Source organism: Akkermansiaceae bacterium, assembly GCA_024233115.1.
Lineage (GTDB): Bacteria > Verrucomicrobiota > Verrucomicrobiia > Verrucomicrobiales > Akkermansiaceae > Oceaniferula.
This window is the reverse complement of the sequence record JACKQB010000003.1, coordinates 565,638-585,875: the sequence shown is the minus strand read 5'-3', so window position 1 is coordinate 585,875 and position 20,238 is coordinate 565,638. Positions and strand designations below refer to the sequence as shown.

15 protein-coding genes are annotated in these 20,238 nt (G+C 57.0%); 4 read left to right on the top strand and 11 right to left on the bottom strand.

Annotated features, from left to right (window positions below):
* The first annotated feature begins 164 nt into the window (after positions 1-164).
* Positions 165-2,288 carry a hypothetical protein gene (locus H7A51_10470; GenBank protein MCP5536640.1) on the top strand — a complete coding sequence of 708 codons (2,124 nt, stop codon included), beginning with the start codon at positions 165-167 and terminating at the stop codon, positions 2,286-2,288.
* Between the two features lie 115 nt (positions 2,289-2,403).
* Here H7A51_10470 and H7A51_10465 read toward each other — a convergent pair whose 3' ends face one another.
* From H7A51_10465 to H7A51_10455, 3 genes are all read right to left on the bottom strand, one after another.
* Complete coding sequence (locus H7A51_10465; protein MCP5536639.1) at positions 2,404-2,685, bottom strand: hypothetical protein; 282 nt, start codon at positions 2,683-2,685, stop codon at positions 2,404-2,406.
* Between the two features lie 136 nt (positions 2,686-2,821).
* On the bottom strand, positions 2,822-3,397 hold the full coding sequence (locus tag H7A51_10460) for a carboxymuconolactone decarboxylase family protein (GenBank protein MCP5536638.1): 576 nt from the start codon (positions 3,395-3,397) through the stop codon (positions 2,822-2,824).
* Between the two features lie 91 nt (positions 3,398-3,488).
* A complete protein-coding gene (locus tag H7A51_10455) occupies positions 3,489-4,076 on the bottom strand; it encodes a TetR/AcrR family transcriptional regulator (protein MCP5536637.1) in 588 nt (195 codons plus the stop codon).
* 156 nt (positions 4,077-4,232) lie between these two features.
* Between H7A51_10455 and H7A51_10450 the strand changes: the two genes are divergently transcribed.
* A complete protein-coding gene (locus tag H7A51_10450) occupies positions 4,233-4,931 on the top strand; it encodes a DUF3109 family protein (protein MCP5536636.1) in 699 nt (232 codons plus the stop codon).
* A 59-nt stretch (positions 4,932-4,990) separates the two neighbouring features.
* Here H7A51_10450 and H7A51_10445 read toward each other — a convergent pair whose 3' ends face one another.
* From H7A51_10445 to H7A51_10420, 6 genes are all read right to left on the bottom strand, one after another.
* Complete coding sequence (locus H7A51_10445) at positions 4,991-6,178, bottom strand: Gfo/Idh/MocA family oxidoreductase (protein MCP5536635.1); 1,188 nt, start codon at positions 6,176-6,178, stop codon at positions 4,991-4,993.
* 50 nt (positions 6,179-6,228) lie between these two features.
* Positions 6,229-7,269 (bottom strand): sugar phosphate isomerase/epimerase, encoded by a 1,041-nt coding sequence (locus H7A51_10440; GenBank protein MCP5536634.1) that lies wholly within the window; start codon positions 7,267-7,269, stop codon positions 6,229-6,231.
* Positions 7,270-7,296: 27 nt separating this feature from the next.
* Positions 7,297-8,703 (bottom strand): carbohydrate kinase, encoded by a 1,407-nt coding sequence (locus H7A51_10435; protein MCP5536633.1) that lies wholly within the window; start codon positions 8,701-8,703, stop codon positions 7,297-7,299.
* A 4-nt stretch (positions 8,704-8,707) separates the two neighbouring features.
* A complete protein-coding gene (locus H7A51_10430; protein ID MCP5536632.1) occupies positions 8,708-10,204 on the bottom strand; it encodes an MFS transporter in 1,497 nt (498 codons plus the stop codon).
* Between the two features lie 57 nt (positions 10,205-10,261).
* On the bottom strand, positions 10,262-11,575 hold the full coding sequence (gene xylA / locus H7A51_10425; protein ID MCP5536631.1) for a xylose isomerase: 1,314 nt from the start codon (positions 11,573-11,575) through the stop codon (positions 10,262-10,264).
* An 83-nt stretch (positions 11,576-11,658) separates the two neighbouring features.
* Positions 11,659-14,238: a discoidin domain-containing protein gene (locus H7A51_10420; GenBank protein MCP5536630.1), complete on the bottom strand. Its 2,580-nt coding sequence runs from the start codon at positions 14,236-14,238 to the stop codon at positions 11,659-11,661.
* Positions 14,239-14,423: 185 nt separating this feature from the next.
* Here H7A51_10420 and H7A51_10415 point away from each other — a divergent pair, with 185 nt between their 5' ends.
* Both H7A51_10415 and hrpB read left to right on the top strand, forming a co-directional pair.
* Positions 14,424-15,134: an AraC family transcriptional regulator gene (locus H7A51_10415; GenBank protein MCP5536629.1), complete on the top strand. Its 711-nt coding sequence runs from the start codon at positions 14,424-14,426 to the stop codon at positions 15,132-15,134.
* 3 nt (positions 15,135-15,137) lie between these two features.
* Complete coding sequence (gene hrpB / locus H7A51_10410) at positions 15,138-17,672, top strand: ATP-dependent helicase HrpB (GenBank protein ID MCP5536628.1); 2,535 nt, start codon at positions 15,138-15,140, stop codon at positions 17,670-17,672.
* A gap of 13 nt (positions 17,673-17,685) precedes the next feature.
* On the opposite strand, the gene H7A51_10405 is transcribed toward hrpB, so the two are convergent.
* Complete coding sequence (locus H7A51_10405; protein ID MCP5536627.1) at positions 17,686-18,258, bottom strand: Uma2 family endonuclease; 573 nt, start codon at positions 18,256-18,258, stop codon at positions 17,686-17,688.
* 23 nt (positions 18,259-18,281) lie between these two features.
* Entirely contained in the window at positions 18,282-20,117 is a 1,836-nt protein-coding gene (locus H7A51_10400; protein ID MCP5536626.1) for an SLC13 family permease, read from the bottom strand.
* Between the last annotated feature and the right edge of the window lie 121 nt (positions 20,118-20,238).

The following is a 20,238-nucleotide window of genomic DNA, read 5'->3' as shown; positions in this document are numbered from 1 at the left end:
ACGCTACTGACAATCATTCAATCATCACGCCGTCGGGAGGTCACTCCCGGCGGCGTTTTTTTCTATCAGGGTCCCCCTTGTTGCCCGGCCCATCATGTTGGTTTTGGCGGTAGTGGACTCTTTACGCCTTGAGTCTTAAAGGGACAGCGGATAGATCTAAAAACATGAGCGAAACTCAATCCAGGTTTCTTGATCGGGCGAGCCAGGTTTCTGGAGAGGATATCGAAAAGAGGTATTCTGCACAAAGTCTGCTGGAGAGCCAGCTTTCCAATGATGAAAAGCTCATGGCCGAGGCATCCGGGAAGATGGAAGCCTCTGACGGACGGCCCCAGTGGTGGGGATGGGCAATTCCCGTGGCACTGATAGTCGCCGGGTTGTTGATGGTGTTGGTTCCAGCCTATCACCTCTACCGCATGGCCGGGATCATAGGTGGTGACAGCTTTATGGGGATGCCGATACCATCACGTGAGTATGAGCCATGGACTTACTATTTTCATGATCTGGGCAAGGAGGAAAGGCTGTTGCTTTTCGGGGATACGGATGTGCCGGACGAGGTTGGTCGGCGTGAGGCATTTTGGCATGCCGAGCCAGAGAACGTGGGGGCTTATATCGAATACCTGTCCGCTTACCGGTCGGAGTATAGCGCCTACCCTGAAGATATGCTGGAAACCGGCAAAGCGCTGGACCCGGACAACGCGATTTTCCAGCTCTTGCACATCGGCGTGGTAGCTGATGATTGTACGGAGCGGGTTTATCCATCAAGAAGTCGTTCACGAAGCACAAGGCGTGGTCGTCGCGGGGCGTCTGTCCCAACACCGCCCGCCGCTCCTGCGGTAGCCAGGACGCATCAGGCGATCACGGATGTAGAGCTGCATCGCGAGGCGGTGGCCATGTTCCACAAGGTGGCAAGCATGCCGATGTGTAACAATTATACCAAAGAGATGATGCAGCGACGCCTGCCATTGCTGCAGAGGGATGGTCACGACTGGGTGTCCCGGCTTTTGCCTGTTGTCTACCTGTCATCCCAGATGACCCCTAGCTTGCCATTGATGAAGGTCACCGATGTTATTCGAGCGGAGGCTTACCGGTGCGAGCAGGAGAAGGATGCCGCCGCCTTGCAGCGACTGATCGCCGATTGGCTGCTTTACTGCCGGCATCTGCAAAGATCAGGGCAAAGTTTGATCGATGGCTTGGTGTTGCGGGCCACCATCCAATCGCCATGCAAGGATTTTGCGGCTGCTGCCAAAGCGTGTGGACTGGGTGCATTGGAGCAGTACTTTACGGACCTCGATACTAGGATGTTAGATGAAAAGGATGCCCGTGACGAACAGGCAAAACTGGACGATTGGGGTGATGGGTTGATCAAAGAGGGTGGGATGCTTTCTGCTATGGGGCTACCCGTATTGCATAAGCAAGTCAACGACGCCAGTGCAATCCCCATACCCGACACACAACCGGACAGACTCTCAGATCATGCCTTCTGGGGCAGGATGGTTTCCGCGGTCCAATGGAAATTGATGTTGTTGTGCAGCCTGTTTGCCGCCCTCTGGCGCTACCGCAGCAATGGCTTGATCCGAAAGCTTGGCCAGAGGCTTGCGTGCTTGTTTTCGTGGCGCGACTGGACCTGCGTGGTGTGCTGGGGAGTGCTTGCCCCGGTCGGATTTTACTGGCTTGTGAATGGCACGGATACTGTGATGAGTGTGCGGCGATACAATCCGGGATACACTGCCATGCTGATGCCGGCAGGGCAGTCCGCTGGCCTGCTCTTGCTGTTAGTGTTAGCTCCGATACTCGCCATTTCACACCGATTGAAGAAGGTGCTGCCCCTTCAGGTCATGCCGGCACCACGGATGATCTGGGCGGCCGTGATACTTATCCTTGTTTCCATACCGCTCTTCGGACTTGTGGGTGTATTCGATTTTGGCGTGCAGAAAAACCTGATGTGCGTGTTCAGTTTTCAAGGAATGGCCATGCTCCTGCTGTTAGCGACTCCGTTTGTCGCCATGCTGAGAAAGCCGATTGAGGTGCAGTATTCGATTGCAAAGGCGGTGCGTGGTCAGTTGATTATCAAGGTGTATCTGTTAGCCTCAGTGGTGATGGCTCTGCAGATTCCCGTTTATCATGCGATGGAAAAACACTGGGTAGCGGAGAATAAGCTATTCGATCTAAACCCTGAATATACCGCTTTTTCAACGACCGAATCCCAGGTCACCGAGCAGTTGTTCAAGGAACTGGGGGCGTTGCTCACAGTAGTGAACCAGGATATAAAAAATGTTCGCCCTAAGTAGCTGGCTACCTTTCTATCTTCACCCCGGGCCCGTTGACCCCCCGCCGCATGGAGCAAGCTCCACCCGGCCACAAAGCGTAGGCAAGCCATCCGCACTGCATAGCAATGCATGCCGATCAACTGGGTTCTATTTTCGTTAACCCACGTTTGGTGAGCCTGACGGTCATTGCTTCGCCCTTGGTCTCGGGTTTCCAACCCATTTTGCGACCATGTTCGATGACGTCTTCGACCATGTCGGGGCGGAAGACGCGGGGGCATTGGGCGATGATCATTTGCCCGTCAGGGTTCTCGTTGAGCTCGATCCTTACTTCGACACCACGTTCCGTGCTGCGTTTTGTCCAACGGTACTGGAGATCGTAGAAACAGATCACTTCACTTTTTTTCAGAGGGAGGGCCATGCTTTGATCTTAAACTCCAAATACCAAAAACCAAACTCCAAATAGCCATTGAGGGAAAACAGAAAAAGCGACTCCGGTTTCCCGGAGCCACTTTTGTCATGATGGGCTTCTCTCTTAACCCGAAATCATTTGGTGCCTAGGCACTGCACCCGCAGGCAGTTTCACAGCTTGGCTTTTTCCATGCATTGGCGGCAAAGGCGGCGTCAACAGGAGTGTTGAGCAGGCGGTTGCTGTAGTTGGTGATCACCTTGAGCGCAATGCCCACGATGACTTCGTAGGCCTGGGCTTCGCTGTAGCCGGCTCCGAGAAAAGCATCCAGTTCACCCGCTTCGAGATGGCCTTTGGATTCCTGCATGCGGAGGGCAAAGGTGCGGAGAGCTTCGAGCTTGGGCTCAAGTGCTGTGCCGTTGCGGACAGCATCCACTACCTCCTGGGCGACACCAGCGCCTTTGGCCATCGTGGTGTGGGCTGCCATGCAGTAGTCGCAGCCATTGACGTGACTGATGGAGAGTGCCACGACCTGCTGTTCGGCCGGGCTCAGGGAGGTCTGGGCAAAGGCTCCTGACAGTCCGATGTAGGCTTGGAGGGTGGCTGGTGCGACAGCCATTCCACCTAGAATGTTAGGGACCATGCCCATTTTATTTTTAACCCCTTCGAGCAGAGGGCGGCTTTTTTCGGGTGCTGTTTCGGCGGTGAATATGGTGTTGTTCATGGTATTGTATGGTTACTTGGGTTCTTGTTATTGGTCTTGATGACCGGGTTGATCAGACTTGACCGAACGGTCAAAAATATCTGAAATTTTTTTACGCGGGGTGATTGGTTACATGGAAGAAGAGTGAGAGGGTTTGGTTTTTGATGCCGTTGAGGATGTTTTTTGATAGTCCCGACTTGGAAAGGATGCAGAGTCCTTGCGCTGTGTTGACCAACAACCAGGCGGTTTTTTTTCGTTCAGTGGCATCAGGAGCTATTGCTTCGAGACAGGCGGAAAGCGCCTGATGGAGGCGTTTCAGGGAGTTATTGACGATGGCCGCGGCTTCAGGGTCCGCCTGGATGGAGCTGCTGACGCTATTGGCCAGCAGGCAGCCCGAGCGCTTGTCGCTGCATTGTGCGTTGATCAGCGTGGTAAAGAAATGGTCGATTTTTTCCTCAGCCGATCCGTCTTGTTGCAAGATGGAGATCATGGCACCACTTCTACTCTGGGCGTAGTGGTGGAAGGCTTTGATGAACAAGCTGCGTTTGTCACCAAAGGTGTTGTAGATACTCTGGCGGCCGATCCCGAGAGTATTCTCGAGATCGCGGATACCCGTGCAATCGTATCCCTTCTCCCAGAACAGCTCCATCGCTTGTTCCAGGGCATGGTTTTCATCAAAATGTTTCGGGCGTCCAGGCATCGGGTTGTTCGTCTCGGGCGGCAAAGTAGCTGGTTTGACCGATCGGTCAAGTATAAGTTGAACGAAAGGTCAAAAAACGGATTGAGAGGGAAGTGAGCTCTGTGGATGGATACTAACTTATTTACAAGCCCACCTATTCACATAAAAAGTCATCCCGTGAGCAAGAAGAACACCGCGTATCAAAAAACAGCTGGAATACTGGCTGCGCAGCTGCGCGAGGCTCAGGTGGATCATGAGGCTTTCGAACAGAGGATAAAACCGTGTGAATTGGCAAATTGCCGGGCGACGTGCTGTCACGATGGCGTGTATCTGTCACCGGAAGAGGCGGAAGGCATTGAAGCCATCCTGGATCAGCATGGGGAGAAACTCGCAGAGTATGGATTGTCATTACCCACGGAACCCGTGGTCGCGGTAAGGGGAGGGAAGTCATGGAAGACCGCTACGCGTATCGTTGAAGACGGGGAATTGGCTACCGATTTCCCGGATCATTTTCCAACAACGAGATGTGTTTTTCTGGATCGCGAAGGGCGGTGCGGCATTCAGCGTTTATCGATGGAGCTGGGTAGGCAGCCGTGGTTTGATAAACCACTGACCTGTTGGATTCATCCGATTGTGGTGATGCCGGCAAACCACAGTCGGTCAAGGCCTCTGCTGACCCTGGTTGCACCCGATAATGACCCACAAAAAACGGAAGGGTATCCAGGCTTCGCGTCATGCACCCATTGTGGTCGACCAGATGAGGATGGAAAAAAAGCCCGGCAGGTATTGGCTGCCGAGCTTGAAATGTTAGGTGAAATATCGGGACGGGATATACTCGGGGAGTTGAATGCTCAGCCGAGTAGGACAGCTTTGTAAGCTGTTGGCAGGATGTGTGCTTGGCTTGTCGACAGCTTGCAAAGCTGTCCTACCTTTTGTCAGCCCTTGGTCACCACTTCCCAGGCACCGTCTGCGGCGTCGGACTTGAGAGCGGCGTCGATGAAGGCGAGGCCCATGCGACCGTCGTCGATGTTGGCGTATTTGCTGCCGTCACAGCTCCAGGCTTCACCCGCCTGATAGGCGCGGACGTCTTTTTCGAACTCGCGGTGGAGTCGGGCATAGGCGTCGTGGAAGGCTTCGCCGTGGCCGCTGGGGATGGTGGGTTCGTCGAGCAGCCACTGGGGCACGTCGCCCAGGAATCCGTCGTTGGCGGAAACCGCGCCGCGCCAGTAGGTGCGGTCCGGCTGGTCCTGGAGGAAGATGGTGACTTTCTCGGGGTCTTCCTGGCTCCACTTGAGCGCGCCCTTGGTGCCGGCGATCATAATGCCGAGGTCGTTTTTATGACCGATGCAGATTTGCGAGGCGCGGACGAGGCACTTGCCGCCGTTAGAGAGTTCGCCGTAGGTGGTGAAGTGGTCGTCGATCGGGCGTCCGGGGACAAACTTGTCGAGTCTGGCCGAGACACGTTCAACGTCGAGTCCGGTGACAAAACGAAGTTGCATCAGAGCGTGGGTGCCGATGTCGCCGCCGCAGCCGCTGCCGCCGGCTTTTTTAGGGTCGGTGCGCCATGCGGCTTGCTGTTGGCCGGAGTCCTCGAGTTTGTCGGCGAGCCATCCCTGGATGTAGTAGGAATCCACCCAGCGGACTTCCCCGAGGAGGCCGCTCTGGACGATGTGACGACTGAACCAGCTGCTCCAGTGGCCGAGGTAGGTGTGGGCGACGGCGAAGGGCACGTTTTTCTCGCGCGCCTTGGCGACGAGGAGGTCGGCTTCCTCAAGGTTGACGGTGAGGGGTTTCTCACACATCACGGGGAGTCCGAGTTCGAGCGCCTTCATGGCGGGGTCGAAGTGGACGAAGTTGGGGGTCACGATGAGCACGTAATCGACGCGTTGGTCCTCGGGCAAGCTCGCCTGGTCGGCAAACAGATCGTCGTATGACTTGTAGCCTTTGACGGGGTAGGGCCAGTTATTGGCCTCGTTCATGGCGATTTCCGGGTCCGGGTGGAGGGCGACGGAGTGGACCCTGCGGGTGCCGTCGAAGTGGATGGCTTTCTGGTGCGGGTTGGCGATGAATGCGCCGGCACCGCCACCGATCATGGCTACTTTGAGTGGTTGTGGAGAAGACATTTTTTTAATGGATGATTGAATGAATGGATGAATGAAGAAATGAGGGATGATTACTGGTTGTCCTGGTCGAAGGCGGAGTCGAAGAGGCCGCCGGAGTTTCTCGGGAAATCGAGGCCGCGGGTGTATTCGCAGGACTCGGTGGCGCCGTGGAAACGGTCCATACGGGCGTCCTCCCATTCGACGGAAAGGGGGCCTTCGTAGCCGGTGTCGTTGAGGGCGACGATGATTTCCTCGAAATCAATGTCGCCGCGGCCGACGGAGCGGAAGTCCCAGAAGCGGCGCGCGTCCGCGAAGTCGGTGTGGCCGCCGAAGACACCCACCGTGCCGTCGCCGTGGCCCCACCAGGCGTCCTTCATGTGGACGTGATAGATGCGCCCGGAGAAGGTGCGGATGAACTTGACGTAATCGACGCCCTGGTAGCCGAGGTGTGAGGGGTCGTAGTTGAAACCGAAGCGTTTGTGTCCCTTGACCGCCTCGATGGCGCGCTCGGTGGAGGCGATGTCGAAGGCGATCTCGGTGGGATGGACCTCGAGGCCGAAGTTGACATCCACTTCCTCAAAAGCATCGAGGATCGGGGTGAAACGTTTGCCAAAGTCGTCGAAGCCGGCCTGGAGGTATTCCTGTGAGGTTGGCGGGAACGAGTAGAGCGCGTGCCAGATGGACGAGCCGGTGAAGCCGTTGACCACCGGGGTGATCGGGTGCTTGCCGCCGGGACGTGCGTCCATGAACTTGCGGCAGGCGCGGGCGGCGTTCGCCATGTGCTCGGCGGCGCGGGTGCGTACGCCCTCGGCGTCACCGTCGCCCCAGACGGCGGGGGGGAGAATGGCCTTGTGGCGCTCATCGATGTTGTCGCAGATCGCCTGGCCGACGAGGTGGTTGGAGATGGCGTAGCAATCGAGGTCGTTGTCGGTTAGGAGCTTCCATTTGTCGGCGATGTAGGAATCGTCGGCAAGGGCGGCATCGACGTCGAAGTGGTCGCCCCAGCAGGCGAGTTCGACGCCGTCGTAGCCCATTTCATAGACTTTCGGCAGGAGATCGGCGAGCGGGAGGTCGGCCCACTGGCCGGTGAAGAGTGTGACGGGTCTGGACATGATGGTTGTTGGGTTAATGGTTATTGGTTAATTGTTAATAGGGTAAGGGGGTGGCGTTGGGGTGATGAGGGAATTGGGCGCGGGGCGGGTGAATTTTTCCTCAAGCTGGCTGAGGGGGAAGTGGCCGATTGCGTGGGCGGCGCGCATGGCGGCGCCGAGGGAGGCCGATGCGCTGGTGCCCATGCGCTGGACCCTGGCGTTGAAGATGTCGGCGATGGTCTGGCAGATGCCCTCGTTTTGGGAGGCTCCACCGGTGACGTAGATGGTGTCGGGTGTTTCGCCCATCCAGTCGCTGTGCTTCTTCATATTGGAGAATTGGGCATGGAGCAGGGAGCGGACGGGGTTGCCGTCCGGATTCTTCCGGTCGAGAGCCATGTCGCTGAACGCATCCCAGGTGATGTTGAGCTCGCTGCGGAGTTTTTCAAGGGAGAGGGCGCCGTCGCTGAAGCAGATCAGGCTCATGAACTTGCCGCAGGGGTTGCCAAAGACATGACCGAAGCCGTTAGGATCTGTGAGCGGGTTCTCCATGGCGGCGAAGAGCGTGTAGCTGGTGCCGAGCGAGATGACCATCTTGCCACTGGATGCCGCCCCCATGCCGACCAGGCTGCACGGATTGTCACCCGACCAGAGAGCGACCTTGGCGGCGGGGTTGAACTGGTATTTTTCTACAAAATAGCGGCTGACCGTGCCGGTGATGGTGTTGGAGGGGGCGAGGGGCGGGAGCTTGTCGGCCAGGCCGGGCGCGGTGGCCTCGACCAGACCGCTGTCCCAGTTTCCGGTGGCGAGGTTCATCAGGTTCATGCCGGCGCCGTCACCGTGGTCGATAGCCACGGATGCACCCGCGAGGATGGACGCGAGGAAGGAGCTGTTGAGGTGGACGGTGGCGGTGTTCGCCCAGCCTTCGGGGTCGGTTTTTGAAAAACGTCTGATTTGCGGGCCGGAGAAGCGTTGGGTCGCAATGGAGCCGGTTCTGCGGCAGACTTCATCGTTGCCTCCCATCGCCCGGGCGATTTCATCGCACTCGTCTTGGGTGGAGCTGTCCATCCAGATCGGCGAGAGAGCGCGGCTGATGCAGGGGGCGATTTGCTCTTTCAAGCCCAGGGCGCTATCGAGACGGGGCAGGGTGGTCGCCGCCTTGTCGTTGAGATAGACGGTTGCGTGCTGCTGGCCCGAGCCGGAAATGGCCTCGATGGCTGAGAGGTCGATTTTTTGTTCGACCATACGGGCGCAGAGCAGGTCGAGGGCCTCGAGCCACATCAGCGGATCGGAAAAGACCTCGCCGGGGGCGTCACCGTGGACGAACCCGGATGTGGTCTGGTAATGAGGCAGGTCCTTTTCAAAATTGACCGACACCTCATGGAGGATGGAGCCTTCCCGCGCGTCCATGATGAGCGCGGAAAGGCTTTGTGTAGAACAATCGAGTCCCAGGAACATCGTTTTATTCCTCTGTTTGAATAGGTCTGGTTCTGCCCAGAAGGATGAGGAGGATGTAAAGCACGGCCATGGCGGCCGGGACGAGGGCGGTGAACCTGATGGCCATGCGGCTTCCGTGGAGAGTGGCTTCTCCGACCGGGCCGGCATCAGTCTCGGCGAATTGCTTGTTGGCAATCCACCAGTCGCGTTGGGCACGGAGCCCTTTGAACTCGGGATTTTCAATGGCGTCGCCCGCGATTTTAACATCGTTCAGAACGCGCTCTGCGTTGTCAGCGAGCATACCCGCCTTGGCACCATCGACAGCGACAACTTTCGGGAAAAGCAAGAAGCCGTTTTCGTCAGGAGCCTTGACCCGCTCGTAGGTCTGGGGTGCTTTTTCCTTGATGTATTGGGTAGCGAAGTAGTCTTGCTTGTAGCCGATGCCGGGTCCACCGAGGTAACCAGCGGAAATCATGCCGACGGCACCGAGCAGCCCCATGGCGACGGTGGCACTCTTGGGAAAGCGCTCACCCACGACACCGAGCATGGTGGGCCAGAGGAAGGTTTTTCCCAGGGCGTAGACGGTTGCGGCAAAGAACATGAAGGGCACGCTGTCGCCGATGCTGATGAGGTAGAGGCCAAGGGCGCCGATGAGGGCGCTTGCAAAGAGCAGGCCGAGGGAGGAAATGCGGTGGACAATGGGGCCGGCGAAGAAACGCAGACCGGTCATCAGAAGTGATGTGTAGATAAACAGCGAGGTGCCCAGGGCGGCACTTTTCAGGATGGAGCCGGTGATTTTGTTAATCCAGCTGTCTGTTCCCAGTTCGACATAGCCGACGCAGGCATGTGCAACCAGAAGCACGATGAAGAACGGCCCGATCAAAGTCCTGAACATACCACCGTAGGAAATGCTTCCTTCTTGTGCGGCGGTTTTCGGGAACTTGTTGATGAATGTGATGTATCCGTAGATGGCGGTGGGAATAAGGTAAGTGGCGAGGAGGAGTTCCCAACGGACGGAGCCGGCTGCGAACGCGACCAGACCACCGAGCACCAGTCCCGCCGGCCAGCCCGCATGGAGCAGGTTGAGGTAGTGGGTTTTCTTCTCGGGGAAGAGGGTCGAAGTGAGTGGGTTGATAACACCTTCACAGATACCATTTCCGATGGCGAAGATGAAGGACGACCAGAACAGGAGTTCGAATGTCGCCTCCTTACCGGCTGAGTTGAATACAGCTGTGGTGAAAAACAGCATGGCTGCTGATACAACGTGACAGAGCAGGGCTACAATCATCAGCTTTTTGTAGCCGACAACATCCACGACCAGGCTTGTCAGCAAGATAACCAGCCCGAACCCTAACAGACCTCCGCCGGTAATCTGGCCAAGCTCTGTGAAGGTGAAACCATACAAGGACGACCACTGTCCGAGGAGACCACCGCGAACGGCAAAGCCAACACCGGCGGCGACGAGTGCCAAAAAGCCGGCAGTGAGAAGGCTTTTGCGATGTATTTCGTTAATATTACTCATAGTTTTTTGTTTGTTGTTTTATTTAAACGCTTGGAGTTTCTACGGAGAAAAAAGCGATTAGACCAGATAATCATTCAGAATATTCTCCAGCATTTCCTGGCGACCGCTGGCGAGGGCGGGCGGGGTGATTCCCTGGGCGTAGGCGTCGAGGGCGTCGAGCGAGGTGGTGCCCGTCTCGATCTCGGCGCCGATGCCGGAATCGTAGGAGGCGTAGCGTTTGGAAATGAAATCCGCCATACGGCCGTCCTCGATGATCCGGTGGGCGATCTTGAGGCCGCGGGCGAAGGCGTCCATGCCGCCGATGTGGGCGTGGAAAAGATCCTCCGGCTCGTGGGATTCGCGTCGGCGTTTGGCGTCGAAGTTCAGACCGCCGGTGGTGAAGCCGCCCATCTTGAGCACGCGCAGCATGATCTGGGTGGTCTGATAGATGTTGGTGGGGAACTGGTCGGTGTCCCATCCCAGCAGTTCGTCGCCGCGGTTGGCATCGACGGAGCCGAGGGCGTTGGCGGCGATGGCGACTTCCATCTCGTGCTCCATCGTGTGACCTGCGAGGGTGGCGTGGTTGGTTTCCAGATTCAGTTTGAAGTGGTCCAGGAGATCGTATTCGCGCAGGAAATTGAGGCAGGCCGCGGAGTCCGAGTCATACTGGTGGGTGGATGGTTCGCGCGGCTTGGGCTCGATGTAGAACTGGCCGGTGTAGCCGATTTTTTTGGCGTGGTCGACGGCCATGTGCAGCAGGGCGGCGAGGTGGTCGAGTTCACGTTTGATGTCGGTGTTGATTAGCGAGCCGTAGCCTTCGCGTCCGCCCCAGAAGGTGTATCCCTCGCCGCCGAGGCGGTGGGTGGCCTCGAGGGCGTGTTTGATCTGGCTGGCGCTGTAGGCAAAGACATCCGCATTGGGCGAGGTGCCGGCGCCGTGGGCGTAGCGCGGGTGGGCGAAGAGACAGGCGGTGCCCCAGAGGAGTTTTTTGCCGGTCTCGTTCTGGAATTTTTCCAACGCGTCAACCACGCGGTCGAGGTTATTGTGGGTTTCCGTGAGGGTGGCGCCTTCGGGGGCGATGTCGCGGTCGTGGAAGCAGTAGTAGTCGATTTGGGATTTGCCGAGGAACTCAAAGAAAACGGGCACGCGGGCGAGTGCGTTGTCGAGGGAGTCGGAGCCATCGTCCCAGGGCATCAGTGCGGTGCCTGCGCCGAAGGGGTCGCCGAGTTCGTTGCGCATGACGTGCCAGTAGGCGGCGCCGAAGCGAAGTTGCTCGCGCATGGTTTTGCCGCCGACGGATTCCTCCGGGTTGTAGTGGCGGAATGCGAAGGGGTTTTTGGAGCTAGTTCCTTCGTACTGGATCTTGGGGACGTTGGGGAAATAATCGGACATGGTATGGGTTGGGTTGTTGGTTGATTGAAGTTAGCTGTTGGAATGGTGTGGATGATGGAGATTGTAGCGGGGGGGAGGCAAGGTTATTGACCGAAAAGATGCAGTTCGTGAATGGACCAGTAGTGTGACTTGGCTGCTTCTGTCAGGGTGATTTTGACAAAGCGGGCCTTGCGCGGCGGGAAGGTCTGGGTGGTGGATGACGGGCTGCCCGCCAGAGGTTTGGTGGTGAGCCATTTTTTGCCGTCCTCGGAAAGGGAAATGGTGTAGCCGCGCGGGTGGTCGCTAGCCGAGGCCTGGTGGTCGAGGAGGACCCGGCTCAGCGTGCGGCTCCGGGGGAGCTCGATCTGGAGCCACATACCCGGCCGTTGGAGGGCGTTGGTGGTGAAGCGGGTGGCGGCCTGGCCATCGACGGCCAGGGCGCATGAGTCGCCGCCGTTACTGGCTGTTAGTTTCCATTTGTGCCTCTCCATGAGTTCCGGTGGTTCGATGGCATCGAGTTCTTTCTGGGTCCACATTTGCTCGCGCTTGGCGGTTTGTTTCCTAATGGTCGCCACCTGCTGCGGGTGGATCTGCGGGGATTGGTTGCCGAAGCTGTTGCGGATGTAGGTGGCGACGTCGGCGATCCATGGGTCGTCGTTGGACTTCTGGGGCGGCATGATGCCGGCGGAGTAGGTTTTGCCGCTGATGGGTCCTTGCATGCCGTGGAGCAGAATGCGGATGAGAGCCTCGCCGGAGCCGTTGACCCGGGGGTTTTTGCTGAGGGAGGGGGCGAGGGTCAGCCCGGCGGCACCTCCGGAGAGTGGGGTGCCCGTGCCGTTTTCGCCATGGCACTCATGGCAGAGCTGGGAGTAGATGAGGCGTCCATTTTCCACGGCCCGTGAGAGTTGGGCGTTTCTGCTGCGTTCCTCGGCGATGCGCTTGATGTCGGCGGCCCGCTTGCGGAACACGGCCTCGTTGGTGCGAAGGGCCTCCAGCTTGGCGTTGTTTTTCACCAGGGTGGCTTTGGCGTCCGCCAGTGGTGCCGGGATTCCGCAGTGGTTGATGGAGTTGCAAAGCTGGAGGACGACCTCGGCGTTGGTGGAGTGCCGGAGCTTGTGGACGGCGGTGATGACCTCGGTGTTGTTGAGTGAAATGTGTTTTTCCGCGATGCGGATGGCGGCGGTCAGGATGCGGGGATGGCTCTCGCCGAGCATGGTGGTGAGCAAGCCGGGTTTGACCGCGGACATGCCCTCAAGCGTCCAGAGCGCGGTGACGCGTGCGAGTAGTGGTTGTTTCTGATTGCTGGCGAGGGCCTCGAGCGCGGGGACCGCCTGGTCCCTGTCCTTGCGGAGGATGATGAGTTTCCTGGCGGTGTTGCGCCACCAGGCATTCGGGTGGGCGAGGTGTTTGACGAGGTCGGTTGTTTTTTCCGCCAGCATGCCGGGGCGTGGTCCCGGCTGGTGGTCCTTGTGGACAAGGCGGTAGATTCTGCCGTGGCCGATGTTTTTGGCCAGCCCCCACTTGTCGATGATGCCGCGCAGGTAGCTGCCGGGGCGGGTCCAGTTTCCCTGCTGGATGATGCCGCGGTGCATATCGACGATGTAGAGGCATCCGTCGGGTCCGGTCTGGGTCTGGACCGGTCTGAAGTTGATGTCGCGGGTGCGGATGAATTCCGAGCCGGGGGTGGCGTTGGTGAGCACGGTTTTGCCTGCGCTGCGGTTCACCTTGGCCCGCCGGATCAGTCTGCCGACGGGTTCGGGGATGAAGAGGTCGCCGTAGAGGTCCGCGGGCAGGGCGTTGCCGCGGTAGATTTCCTGGCCCGCGCAGCCGGTGAAGTGGTTGAGTCCTCCGTTTTTACCCACCCGACCGGGACCACCCTGGACATCGGGAACGAGGGCGATCGGATGGACTAGCTTGAAGTCACCCGCGAGCTGGCCGGAAAGATTCAGTAAGCCGTAAACGGGCGGCTGCTGGAATCCGTAGGCGGGCACTTCTCCCCCGGCAGCCGAGTAGTAGAGGCGTCCGTCGTCGTCCTCGGTGAGACCCCACTGGCCGCTGCCGTTAGGGATGCGTTCGGTGATGAGCTTGCCATCCGTGTAGCGGTAGCGGATGTTTTCGTAAGTGAGGTAGATCCAGTTGTCCAGCCCCCAGACAAGACCGCTGGGCTGGTGCTCCATATTGCCGCCGCGCCTGCCGCCGGTGTGGATTTTTATTTTTTCATCCGCCACCCCGTCACCATCGGTGTCGCGGTAGTTCCAGAGATCGAGCGTGTTGGTGATTCCGACCATGACGCGGTCATCGAGAGGAAGGATCATCCGGGGGAGCAGGATGTTGTCGATGAAGACGCTGTGTTTGTCGTAAACGCCGTCGCCGTCGGTGTTTTCATGGCGGGAGATTCTGGACCGTGGGGTTTGCTCCCCCCTGGCGTCGGCGTCCTGCATGTAGGTGCGCATTTCGGCGACATACATCACCCCGTTGCCGTCCCATGCCACCGCGACGGGTTCCTTGATGACGGGATCGCTGAGCACCAGCTGCAACTTGAAGCCTTCCGGCACCTCGATGGATTTCAAGGCGTCCTCTTTGCTGAGGTAGCCGCGCTGGTAGATGGTTTGCTGGTTGTCACCCAAGGCGGACGCTATGCTCAAGGCGATGGCTGATAATGTGAGGAGAGAGGCTAAGTGCATAGAGAAGACGTTTGTAGATCTTGCTGATGGCCTGTGTATGCTCTCAGAAAGCAATGGCGATGTCCATGGGGGGAAACGTCAATGGATTATCACTTTTCGTCATTGCTATTTATTTTGCGAGCCTTCAGAATACTTGTGTGGATACGCATCAAGTCACTAGGGTAGAGTCGTTTACGTCTTGTTTGATGCCCGGTCAAATTGCCCCGGCCCTGTTTCAGGCCTTACCAGATGTGATGTTCTGGATCAAGGACGAGCAAGGCCGTTTTGTGTATGTCAACAAAGCCTTTTGTTACGAGGTGGCGAACCGTGAGGCCAAGGAAATGCTGGGACTCAAGGACGAGGATGTGTTTCCCCCGGAGCTTGCTAAAAACTACCAGCGTGATGACGAGAATGTATTGGCTACCGGGAGGGCATTTTGGAATAAATCCGAACTCATTCCGACCCGATCCGGAGGTGTCGAGTGGAGATCGACCAGTAAGATCCCCTTGAAGAGCCTCGAAGGGCGGTGGGTGGGAACAGCCGGGATATCGAGGAGGATGGGGCACGTGCAAGGTTTGCCGATGCCGACCAAGCATCACAAACTTGCTGTTATTGTTGCCGCCATCTATCAACACTTGGAAAAAGGGATATCCATCGCTGATATCGCCGAGGCAGCGTCTGTTTCCATCAGCACATTGGAGCGTTTGTTCAAGGAACACATGGATACAACCCCCCGCCGGTTTATCATGCAGGTCAAAATATCCGCTGCCTGTGACCGGTTGATCAATACCGGGATGCAAGTGAAGGAGATTGCCGCGAGTCTGGGTTACGATGAACATGCGAATTTCACCCGTGCCTTTACCAAGGAAATGGGAATGTCTCCTCGTTCCTATCAGAAATTTTACAGAAAAGGATAAGGTATGGAACTGCCCGTTCTCTCTTTACGTGAGTCATTGCTGGAGTCTGTGGACGTATCGGGTAGGTTGCTGCTGCGGGCGCCTACCGGATCGGGTAAATCGACCTGTGTTCCCCCCATGTTGTTAGATGGCGGGATTGAGGGATTGATTGTCGTGGTGCAGCCCAGGCGGATTGCGGCGAGAATGCTGTCGAGGCACGTGGCGTCACTGCGTCGTGTCAGGCATGGGGCAGAAGTGGGGCATGTGGTGCGGTTTGAAAACTGCATGAGCTCTGCAACGAGGATCGTTTATGTGACCGACGGCGTGCTCCAGCGATGGCTGCAGGAGGACCCGACGCTCCCGACTGTGGGGGCCGTGGTTTTTGATGAATTTCACGAACGGAGAATCGCGAGTGATGTGGCACTGGCAAAATGCCTGGATTTACAAGAGGGGGGACGTCCGGATTTAAAACTCATCGTGATGTCCGCAACCTTGGAGGTGGCGGGGCTGAAGCAATACTTGGAGCCCTGTGATATTTTGGAAGCCGAAGGGAGGGCTTATCCGGTTGAGATCAGCTATCGGGGTGCTGGGCCGCCGCCTTTGGGTGGACGGCAGGAAGTGAAAATATGGGACAGGATCGTGGAAGCTGTCCGGGAACATGCGGGCCGGGATGATGCGGGGCATATTTTGGTTTTTTTACCCGGTGTCCATGAAATCCGGCGCAGTATTGAACTCATCGAGAGCGCCGCGTGGTCGCGTGGATGGGATGTGTGCCCGTTATACAGTGGTCTTTCACCAAAACTCCAGGATGCTGCCGTTGCCCCGCTGCAAGAGGGTGGTCGACCACGGATTATTGTATCGACCAATGTTGCGGAAACATCATTGACGATTGATGGTGTGCGCACCGTGATCGACTCGGGCTTGGCACGCGTGGCGCACTATGATCCTGTGCGTGGGATTGATACCTTGATGATTGAAAAAATATCCCGCGCCTCGGCGGATCAACGGGCCGGGCGTGCTGGTCGGACGGCTCCGGGAAAATGTGTCAGACTCTGGAGTGAATCCGATCATAGCCGGCGTATTGCTTTTGATCTTCCTGAAATTCTACGCGTTGACCTTGCTGAAGTAGCGCTGTCACTCAAGGCAAGCGGAGTCGAGGATGTACAGGCATTCCGCTGGTTGGATCATCCTGATGAAAGAGGTTTGGAAACAGCCGGGCAGTTGTTGGGCCAATTGGGAGCAGTGGATGAGTTAGGCTTGGTGACGCCGGTTGGAAAAGCGATGGCAAGGTTCTCCCTCCATCCTCGTTATGCCAGGTTATTACTGGCGGCCCAGGAGGCTGGTTGTGTGGCTGAAGCGGGCTTTATCGCAGCGGCTGTGCAGGGTGAGGGGGTATTGGTGCGGGGGCGTGGCGCTACTGATTGCGAGTTCAGGGAGCCTGGTGATGGTTCTGATTTCGTCGCTGAATGGAGGGCATTCCGGGTGGCCAGTGATCTGCGTTTTGACGTAAGGCGCTGTGCCCAATCTGGGATTCTCGCACGCGGTGCGCGTGAGGTTGCCAAATCGTTGGATCAACTCGAGCGAACCGCAGTGAGGATGGGTTTACCCTGGGGGGATGTCGATTTTGATGCCCACCGGGATGCTGTGAGTCGGGCGATGTTAGTCGCCTTCAGCGATAGGCTCGCGGTGAGGCTTGGGGAGGCTACTTTGGCGTGCCGCGTGGTGGGAGGCCGGCGCGGCAAGCTCGACGCATCGAGTGCGGTGAAGGAGTCCGGGTTGTTTGTTGCCGCTGAAATGACCGAAGTGGAGGGAAAAGAAGTCGTGGTTTACCTGAACCGGTGTGCCGGGATTTCAGTGGATGACCTGCGGGATCAATTCCCCCATGATTTCCAGGAACGGGATGGCGCGAGTTACGATCCGGTTTCCCGCAGGGTTGTCAGCAAACGGGAACTCAAATTCCGGGATCTTGTCATTGAGTCCAAGGAGGGAGGAGAGCCACCCTTGGATGAGGCCGCCAGATTGTTAGCTGAACGCATAGCCAGTGGTGAGTTGAAGCTGAAGCATTGGGATCAAAGCGTCGAGCGATGGATCGCCAGGCTTGTCAGTCTCAGCCGTTGGATGCCGGAGATGGAGTTGCCCGGTTTTAATGAGGATGATAAGCTGATCGTCTTGGAGGAAGTTTGCCAGGGGGCGAAGTCCTACAAGGAAATAAAAAACCGTGAGGTGATGCCTGTGCTGGAAAAATGGCTATCGCAAGGGCAGAAGGCGGTGTTGGAAGCCTATGCTCCCTTGGAGGTGTCTCTCAGCAATGGAAGAAAAGCCAGGGTGAAATACAGCCATGACGGGGAACCGTGGATCGCGATGAAAATGCAGTTTCTCTACGATGTGAATGAGCTTCCAGAAATTGCCCAGGGAAAAGCCAAGCTGCTGGTCCACATACTCGCCCCCAATCAACGCCCATGGCAGGTGACTGGCGACCTGAAAGGCTTCTGGGAACGCGGTTATCCGCAGATGAAAAAAGACCTCGCCGGGCGCTATCCGAAGCACGAGTGGCGTTAGTTCTGGCAACGTGTTAGTTTCCCAAATCCACGTTGCGGTAGATTCTCTCTGCCGTGAGCGGGGTATCGGAACACGCTAGCTGAAGGCTGAAGTCCTCACCTGAGAACACCTCGGCCTGCCAGTTGCTTTTCCGGCGTGCGATAGTTACTTCCCGGCGTTCCTGGGAAACAAGGATGTAATCCTCCAGTGACTCGAGGTTTTTGTAGGCGAGAAATTTCTCATTGCGGTCGATGCGCTCAGTCGACTCTGAAAGCACTTCAAAAATGGTGGTAGGGTTTTCGAGAAACTGGTCATTCGTGTCTTCCGGGTGACAGGTGACCACCACGTCCGGGTAATAATAAGTCTCACTGGCGAGAGTTTTTACCTTCACTTTGACATCGCTGGCAAAAGGGCGGCACGATGAGCCGTTTAACAGCTCATCGAGGCATCCAGCGATATTGAGAGTGATTCGGTTGTGATTCAGCGTGCTTCCAGCCATGGCAAAGACCAGACCATCAATATACTCATGCCGCACCTCGGAGAGGGGTTCTCCTTCGAGGTATTCGATGGGAGAAATAATCGTGCTGGACTGCTTGAGGCTGGACATAGCGGACACATACCACAGATGATTCAAGGCATCAATGAAAACGGCCAGAGGATGGGGATCATGATCGATGCGAGTAGCCAGAGAATGATGGCGAGCGGAAAGCCTGCGCGAAAGAAGTCGCCGAATTTATAGCCTCCCGCACCATAGACAAAGGTATTGGTTTGATAGCCGATCGGCGTTGAGAAACTGGCTGAGGAGCCGAACATCACCGCAATGACAAAGGGGATGGGATCGACTCCCAAGGTCTCGGCAACAATGATCGCCAATGGGGTGAGTAAGATGGCGACAGCATTGTTAGAAATGATTTCAGTCATCACTGCGGCAAGCAAATACATCAGGGAGAGCATGATCCACGGGTTTTCAATACCCAGTCCGTGCGTCATGCCACCGGCGATCAAGCTCGCAAGGCCAGTTTCCTCGATCGCCATCCCCAGGCCTAACATGCCAAAAATAAGAAACACGACTTTCCATTCGATAGCCCGGTAGGCTTCTTGAGGCTGCACGCAGCGTGTGATGAGTACGATCAGCGCTCCGGTAAGGGCGAGTTGAACGATGGGTATTCTTGGGATGCCCCAATGGCCTCCCAGGGCACCTGCAACCATGAAGAGGAGGATCGCGGCGATAGCAATCGGGGCCTTGCCCTGCCTGAGTTCCGTGTGTTCAGGTTCACTCAGGTTGATGAAGTCACTGCGTTCGAAGAGGGTTCTTATTTTTTCAGTCGGTCCTTGCACGAGCAGGGTGTCACCGAAGGCGAGTTTTTCCTCCTCGAAACGTTCCTGTAAGTTGCGGCCACGGCGGTGAACGGCGAGGATAAGGACGCCAAAACGCTGGCGGAAGTGGAGGTCCTTGAGGCTTTTGCCGGACATCGTGGACTCCGGTCCGATCATGCCCTCCATCAGCAGGGCGCTCTCAGTGCGGATGCCTTCGAGTCCCCGACTGTCATTGCCGCGGACATCGATTCCCTCTGTTTTAGAGATCCCCATCACCCCTTGGAGCACGCCTTTGAAAACGATTTCGTCGCCGGCCTTGAAAACCATTTCATTCAGGGGGCGGCGGAGGCGTTGTCCGTCTCTCAGGACCTCGATGACCCGGGCCTTTTTTAAATTCGCCAGTGGGGATTCAGGAAATTTCAAACCATCAAGCTCACTGTCTTTTTTGACAAAGGCGTGGGTGATGAATTCCCGCGAACTCTCGTTGTCGATAAGCGTGGCGAGCGTTGTTCTGTTAGGTAGTAGCTTGCGCCCAATCGTGAGTATGTAAATAAATGCGGTGGCCACAAAGATGAGTCCGAGAGGGGTGATGGAGAACATCCGGAGTCCGTCCAAGCCGTGTTTCTCCGAGATTCCCACAGCGATCAGATTGGTGGAGGTGCCGATGATGGTCATGGTGCCACCTACAATGGCGGCATATGAGAGCGGAATGAGGTACTTGGATGCCATGTAGTCACGTTTGCGACAGATGGCGAGAACGATGGGCATAAAGACAACGACCACGGGGGTATTGTTGACAAATCCCGACAGCAGGGCGACCAGAGCCATCATCACCACCAGCATGCGGGTGGGGGAGTTGCCTGCGATTTTTTCAAACCAACTGCCGAGGGCCTCGATAACTCCGGTGCGCTCCAGGGCAGCACTGAGGATGAACATGCAGGCGACCGTGATTGGGGCCGGGTGGGAGAAAACCTTTAACGCGTTGGCCTTACACGTCGGATCAACGCTGAGTATGCCTGTCATCACACAGGCGAGCAGGGCAGCGAGCGCAACGAGTTCGACAGACAGCCACTCCTTGACAAAGGCAATAAACACCACCACCACTAGAGCGGCGAGGAATGCCTGTTGCCATGATTCAAAAATAAACATCGAATTGGTGGAATACTAACCGTCAGGCGCGGATTTGGCGAGCAAACTATGCATTGACCACGGTGCTTACGATCAGTGGATAAGAAAACAGCCGGAGCGCAATCGCTCCAGCTGTTTGATC